Origin of the sequence: Porphyromonas loveana, assembly GCF_003096695.1 — a bacterium.
GTDB classification, from domain to species: Bacteria; Bacteroidota; Bacteroidia; order Bacteroidales; family Porphyromonadaceae; genus Porphyromonas; species Porphyromonas loveana.
Map to the genome: position 1 here is coordinate 20,932 of NZ_QEKY01000018.1, position 6,630 is coordinate 27,561.

Genomic DNA, 6,630 nt, shown 5'->3' on the forward strand with positions numbered 1-6,630 from the left:
TCCGAGAGTTCCGAATGATCCGATTATTCCAACGACCCGCACACTCTGATAACTCAGATTTCTCCGATTCCTCCGATTACCGTCCACGAAAGTACAAAATATCACCTCAAATACCTGCCGCTAATCCCGTTGTAAGACTTACCCTTACTATTTGTCAATAATATATACGGTTATTATCCCCAATTGCTCATCTTGTGTAATCTCTGAAATTTGGATACACTTCTCTCTTAACCTAAGAACCCGCATTACGTCTTTCTTTGTCCTTACAGCCTTGTTATTATACACATACAACACTTCCATTTTATCCGATTCACAATTTAAATTTGCAACCTTATCCATAATGCATTTATTCACAAAAAGAAAACCGTCTTTTGCTTTTTTAGTGCGGATATGCAGAATACTATTTGTACTTAGCATATCGCCTTTCTCGATAAAGAGATGCTTTATTGCCTTCGGGTTTACTGAAGGAAAAGGGTCATTAACAGAAGGCTTAGCAGGACTGCACTTAAACAAATAATTACAATAATAATTTTCCAAGAAGACTGATAGAATTTTGTCATAATCAACACAGCATCTTTTACCGATAAAGATATTGTCAATATAAACGCAAAGATTATCGCTGTTTGGATTATGTGCATTGGCATTCAAAAAAGCTAATGCAGAAATAATGCATATTATGATTTTTAGTTTCATAAGAATTTACCTTATAATGTTATTCTTTAGTATGATACTAATCATACGGACGTTTAGGTAGCCCTATTATTCGTCTTACACAATTTTCAAAATAAATAGCAAAAAAAAATCATTGTATCATATACGAAACAACAAAAACTATCAAAACGGTTATAAACAGAAAAATAGCCCCTGCCACATTCTGTCCTTTAGAGCTTTTATGATTAAATATCCTCCCATATTCATCCGACAATTTCTCATACGTTTTGTCATCTAAATGTTTTAATAGCTCATGATTACGAAACACTTTCTCTGCATACCAACTCCAAACGATCAAGACCAAAAGATTTAAAGTCCAACCTATAGCAAAAACATATGGAAAATCAACAATTATTTGAAGAAATATCGAGACCGATAAAAACACAAATAAGACTAAGAGTGACACATTCATCTGCTTCTTGTAAAAAGAACTAAAAATAACGTACATTTTCTCTGCCAATTCTTTATTCTTTACCAACGAAAATGCTTTGTCGTTTAGCTTGTTGGAAATATGTCCAATTTCCCTTCCACTATAATAATTAATACTTTGAGCAAGCAGTCTTGGGTTATAGCTTAAATCGTCCATACTTACAGTATATTCTTTATTCTTGGTCTCTACATGAAAGCTTTCAACAACCCTTGTGCTGTGCCCTAGTCCAATAACCTTTTGTTTTAAGTAAGCATATTTTATACTATCCCACTCAATCAATCTACTATATTGATGCAGAGTTATTCCGTTTTCATCAACAACGATTTGTTCAGTAACGTCTCTCTGTCGCTGAATAATTCTCAGCACAAAAAAAGCCATTAAAAAGCACAACAAGATCAAAAAGAACGAAATTATAGCCTCAACAACAACAAGATACACAAAGAACAAAAAAGTTCCAATATAAAACAAGTCAGAGATTCTAAACCTAGATTTTCTTATCACTATCTTTCGAAAATTTTCATGTTCTTTTTTCATCATGGAATCACTGGGTAAATCGATTTTGTATGCAGATTGTATCACTCATAAGGTATCGCAAGGCATTTTCTAATTCGTAGCCCGCCGAGAGTTGACCCGCGAACTGAACGTTCGCCTGACGGAGGTCTTGCTTCTTCTTCACAATCCGGTACATATTGTCATAGCTCATCGTGAGGCTGTAGGCCGTGCCCGTTTAGATCCGTCAATGGTTGTGCTTGCAGAGTTATCTGGTGATCGAGGATTTGCATTTACGCAATAAGATTTAAACACCATTCGGATAAGATGATCTGACACTTATTATTCTCGCAAATTTTCAGGATCAAGGAAAAATCCATAAAACACAATGTTTTTATTTTTGTATTTCACAAAATACAGCCACAACTCTTTATTTTCAGAGAAAACCCAACAACCAAAAGTAACTATTGCATAGGGCACTTCGGACAACATTTCACACACTTCTAATTCATACATTCCTCCGTTTTTATTATAACCATAAAAAAGAGTATCACAGGAAATATAATTTGGCTTTGCATATACCTGCTCAACTTCTTCAAAAGTTTTCTTATCAAGACCCAAGCATGGGTAAGGAATCCAAGGTGAATCGCATTTGGAACAATCGAAGGTACTATCACATCCACTTGGATATCTAATCATCTCAAAAAAATCCTCATGTGATTCTCTACAACTCATAAAATAAAAAACTGCGAGAAAACACAACACATAGCGAAAGACACTTCTACTCATTTTTCTATATTATATTTATTTACATCTATTATCTTAAAACAAATAAAAAATCTCGCAAGTGCGGTTCTTTTTCTTTTTTATTTTTCTTCGTAATATGCGGGGAAAATAGGAATTAATCGACAATAGCAACTACCTACTTGTATTTTAGTGTAAATTTTCGTTCCGTCAAAATAATCGACATATTCACTCCAATTTGTTTTTGTGAGTGGTAAATCATTGCAATTTTCAGAAACAAAATCTGCGTCTAAAATCAATTTGCCGTTCCAGTCACGATAAATTCGTAATCGTATTGTATCATCTCTAATATCTACTAATTTCATCCAATTTCCACCATCGCAGCCACCTTGCCAAACAGCTGAAATAGGCACATTTACAGGTCTTTCCCATTTTTTACAAGGTCGCTTAAATAACCAAATAATAAATAAAACTATAAATACAATTAACCCAACCAACAGATATAATAATTTAGTTCTCATTGCCAATTCTTTTTTAACCTTTGCATCTTTTTCGTTACCTACACCTATTGTGGTAGTTTGAGTTTTTGCTTTGTATTGAACTCTTGCATTACCCTCTTCCTGATACTCATTAACAATATTTACAGGACTATTGATTATGCTACTTGGTTTATCAACACTTTTATCTTGGGTAATAACATCTTCTGCAAAAGTCGCACAATTATTACTTAGTATAGAATATTTTTTTCTATCGGGGTCGCTGTTTTCAGACATTTTACCTTTGGCGTAATCATTCATTTCTTTGAATTTATCACTTATAATATAAGCTCCCTCTATGTCGCCACCGTGTCCTGATTTATCGGAAAGCTGTTTCATTACTTTGTTCAAACTTTCAGTAGTGGGTTTTCCGTCTTTTCCTATGACGACGTTTGAAACGGGAACGGTCCTAACTAAACCCTTACCCTCTTTATCGTATCTTCCATATTCATAATATTTTGTTAACCCTGTTTTGTTGTCAATTAACAATACCCCTGCGTGTCCTGTAAATGGAATACCATTTGCTCTGTACTTGGGAAAAGCAATATAAATTGCATCTCTACCATCGGGGTCAACGAATCTTACAGGATTATTGAAAGTATAGCAATAGCTGCTAACATTCGGATACTTCTCCTGCAGCGGATCAGTGCTCAGCCACACGCTCGCTCGCGGGTCGTAGTATCTGGCGCCGTAGTAGTAGAGACCCGTCTCTTCGTCCAACTCCTTTCCGTTGAAGAGGTAGGGAGAGCTCCAGTCTCCGTTCCGCTTCTCGAGGAAGACCTCCCCGAAAGGCAGATAGGACACCTGCTGAATCACAGCCCCCGTCGAAGAGGTCACCAGCAGACTGCCGCCCAGATGATCCTTGTGATAGAAGTAACGAACGGCCGCATCGGGCGTCGGTTCTCCCTTGAAGTTCGTGTTGTTCGCCGCCTCGTAGCTGAGGTTCTGACCGTTGTAATCGCTCTCGAAAGTACGGTACGTCTCATCGATCGTTCGGAGCAGGGACTCATACTTCTGCTTATAGTCCACCGGTACATCCGGCACTGCTGCGGCCGTCGTCTCCAACATCTGAGCAGAAAGCGATCCCACCTTCGAGGCGATACGCTCACCGCCCGCATAGATATGAGAGCTATAGCGCGCTCCAGACTGCATCACGAAGAGCGGACTCACATAGAGCGTGAAGGCCGAATGAGCCGTCAGTCCTCCCGCTGGCTTGCCGTTCACTCGGAAGCTGACATCGCCGTCGCCGACCTTGAGCACTCGCTCGCCATCGGCATCGTAGAAGTAGTGGGACGTGAAGCCGTTCTCAGACAAGGCCGTGAGACGGTTCTCTGAATCCTAGCGCAGACGGCGGTGACGCATGTCGGCATCGATCGCACCGTCTGACCGCAGCCGTACCGTGCGCACTCCCGTCAGATTGCCTCGCGCATCGTAGCTGTACGCATGACGCTCTTCGTCTCCCGCAACGGGCGTGCCTTCCACGCAATAGTGTCTGTCTCGGAGCGTGTCGAGGCGGAAGCGGCTCCCCGCTTCTCCCCGGTAGGCATAGTCCAATTCGTAGCCCGCCGAGAGCTGACCCGCGAACTGAACGTTTGCCAGACGTATCATCTCGAAGTTCAATTAATTTTGTTTCATGATTGTAAATCAGATACAAAAATGGTGGATCATACGGGCCAGAAATAGGATCTTTGTAAAAAAACCGCCTTTTCTGATTTTTCTTCAATATAATATTCGGTGGAGCACTCTTATCAAACCAATAAAAGTACCCGTTTTCCTCCAAAAAACCCACTGATATCCTTGCCGGAATATCCCATAAACTCACCTCTACACAATAATGCAAACTGTCTGTTTTTTCAAATCCTATATGAAAATGCCGCCATCCTTTATCAGGTGTAGAAGGTAAAGGGCTCATAATATGGTCATTCCTTTCGAACAGTACTGCACGCAAATTCGCCATAAAGGCACTATCAATTTGTAGTGCAGGCAATGCAAAAGAATATGTTTTTTGCTTCATCATCAACGGAGGATATTCGCTTTTTTGTGCTCGACACACAACAAAACAAAAAGCAAACAACAGCACAACAATAAATTTATTTTTCATAATCACTTTTTATTGAACCAGAATTATACTTAACATAAGAACCACTTCCAGTCAAATAAATATTAAAGTTTGGAACTTTAAAACCATTTTTCTCCTGGTAATTTGTTACATCACGAGCAAAGCCAATATCACCCCATTCGCCAATTCCTTTACCATTTCTAGGATGAATAAAAGATCCTGATGGATACTCAGTATCATTAGGGTGACTATGATTCAACTCACGTATTGTATAACCATTATATAACTGCGAAACATATAAATCCGCCATTCCTTTTTCCACTTTTTCACCATGAGAAGTCGTTATAAAATTTAATCCTTTATAACCTTCCACACCTGTTTTTGCTTGCGACCACTCAACATCTGTATTCTGACTCATAAACTCAAACATTTGAGTCCCATTATTATCACCTTTTACTCTGTACATATCGTAAGAGTCTGTCGAGTTTATTTTTTTTGTTTCTTGAGTTTCAATAGTACCATATTTAAAAGAAACAGAGTTATACGTTTTTTTACCTTCCGCATCTATTGTGAACGTTCGTTGATAGTTTCCGTCAGCATCTTTGGCAACCATAAAGAAAGCATCTTGTGTTTTGTCTTTTGTTCGACTAACGATCTCGCCCGAGCTATTTATTTCCCAAATATCCATTCCATCAGGGTCTATGAGATTTACAGGATTATTGAAAGTATAGCAATAGCTGCTAACATTCGGATACTTCTCCTGCAGCGGATCAGTGCTCAGCCACACGCTCGCTCGCGGGTCGTAGTATCTGGCGCCGTAGTAGTAGAGACCCGTCTCTTCGTCCAACTCCTTTCCGTTGAAGAGGTAGGGAGAGCTCCAGTCTCCGTTCCGCTTCTCGAGGAAGACCTCCCCGAAAGGCAGATAGGACACCTGCTGAATCACAGCCCCCGTCGAAGAGGTCACCAGCAGACTGCCGCCCAGATGATCCTTGTGATAGAAGTAACGAACGGCCGCATCGGGCGTCGGTTCTCCCTTGAAGTTCGTGTTGTTCGCCGCCTCGTAGCTGAGGTTCTGACCGTTGTAATCGCTCTCGAAAGTACGGTACGTCTCATCGATCGTTCGGTGCAGGGACTCATACTTCTGCTTATAGTCCACCGGTACATCCGCCACTGCTGCGGCCGGCGTCTCCAACATCTGAGCAGAAAGCGATCCCACCTTCGAGGCAATACGCTCACCGCCCGCATAGATATGAGAGCTATAGCGCGCTCCAGACTGCATCACGAAGAGCGGACTCACATAGAGCGTGAAGGCCGAATGAGCCGTCAGTCCTCCCGCTGGCTTGCCGTTCACTCGGAAGCTGACATCGCCGTCGCCGACCTTGAGCACTCGCTCGCCATCGGCATCGTAGAAGTAGTGGGACGTGAAGCCGTTCTCAGACAAGGCCGTGAGACGGTTCTCTGAATCCCAGCGCAGGCGACGATGACGCATGTCGGCATCGATCGCACCGTCTGACCGCAGCCGTACCGTGCGCACTCCCGTCAGATTGCCTCGCGCATCGTAGCTGTACGCATGACGCTCTTCGTCTCCCGCAACGGGCGCACCCTCCACACAATAGTGTCTGTCTCGGAGCGTGTCGAGGCGGAAGCGGCTCCCCGCTTCG

7 protein-coding genes are annotated in these 6,630 nt (G+C 41.5%); 1 reads left to right on the forward strand and 6 read right to left on the reverse strand.

Going from position 1 to position 6,630, the window contains the following annotated elements; genetic code table 11:
- Positions 1–147 precede the first annotated feature (147 nt).
- The 4 genes from C7382_RS08960 to C7382_RS08975 form a co-directional block, all read right to left on the reverse strand.
- Complete coding sequence (locus C7382_RS08960) at positions 148–693, reverse strand: hypothetical protein (RefSeq protein WP_116679942.1); 546 nt, start codon at positions 691–693, stop codon at positions 148–150.
- Between the two features lie 109 nt (positions 694–802).
- Positions 803–1,678 carry a hypothetical protein gene (locus C7382_RS08965; protein WP_116679943.1) on the reverse strand — a complete coding sequence of 292 codons (876 nt, stop codon included), beginning with the start codon at positions 1,676–1,678 and terminating at the stop codon, positions 803–805.
- Between the two features lie 294 nt (positions 1,679–1,972).
- Positions 1,973–2,419, reverse strand: coding sequence for a hypothetical protein (locus tag C7382_RS08970; RefSeq protein WP_116679944.1), 447 nt, complete (start codon positions 2,417–2,419; stop codon positions 1,973–1,975).
- 77 nt (positions 2,420–2,496) lie between these two features.
- The gene (locus C7382_RS08975) at positions 2,497–3,747 is read right to left on the reverse strand and encodes an RHS repeat domain-containing protein (protein ID WP_165815148.1); all 1,251 of its coding nucleotides are present in this window, start codon (positions 3,745–3,747) and stop codon (positions 2,497–2,499) included.
- Between the two features lie 18 nt (positions 3,748–3,765).
- On the opposite strand from C7382_RS08975, the gene C7382_RS10115 reads away from it, so the two are divergent.
- Positions 3,766–4,245, forward strand: coding sequence for a hypothetical protein (locus tag C7382_RS10115; protein WP_165815149.1), 480 nt, complete (start codon positions 3,766–3,768; stop codon positions 4,243–4,245).
- 3 nt (positions 4,246–4,248) lie between these two features.
- On the opposite strand, the gene C7382_RS08980 is transcribed toward C7382_RS10115, so the two are convergent.
- Both C7382_RS08980 and C7382_RS10120 read right to left on the reverse strand, forming a co-directional pair.
- Positions 4,249–4,518 (reverse strand): hypothetical protein, encoded by a 270-nt coding sequence (locus C7382_RS08980; RefSeq protein WP_133241548.1) that lies wholly within the window; start codon positions 4,516–4,518, stop codon positions 4,249–4,251.
- Positions 4,519–5,000: 482 nt separating this feature from the next.
- A partial coding sequence (locus C7382_RS10120; RefSeq protein ID WP_317042950.1) for a JAB-like toxin 1 domain-containing protein occupies positions 5,001–6,630 on the reverse strand: 1,630 nt, incomplete at its 5' end.

What these genes read in the sequence shown, in the direction of transcription:
- C7382_RS08960 (WP_116679942.1), bottom strand. Translation starts at nt 693, where the DNA reads ATGAAACTAAAAATCATAATATGCATTATTTCTGCATTAGCTTTTTTG.
- C7382_RS08965 (WP_116679943.1), bottom strand. Translation starts at nt 1,678, where the DNA reads ATGATGAAAAAAGAACATGAAAATTTTCGAAAGATAGTGATAAGAAAA.
- C7382_RS08970 (WP_116679944.1), bottom strand. Translation starts at nt 2,419, where the DNA reads ATGAGTAGAAGTGTCTTTCGCTATGTGTTGTGTTTTCTCGCAGTTTTT.
- C7382_RS10115 (WP_165815149.1), top strand. Translation starts at nt 3,766, where the DNA reads ATGATCCTTGTGATAGAAGTAACGAACGGCCGCATCGGGCGTCGGTTC.
- C7382_RS08980 (WP_133241548.1), bottom strand. Translation starts at nt 4,518, where the DNA reads ATGATACGTCTGGCAAACGTTCAGTTCGCGGGTCAGCTCTCGGCGGGC.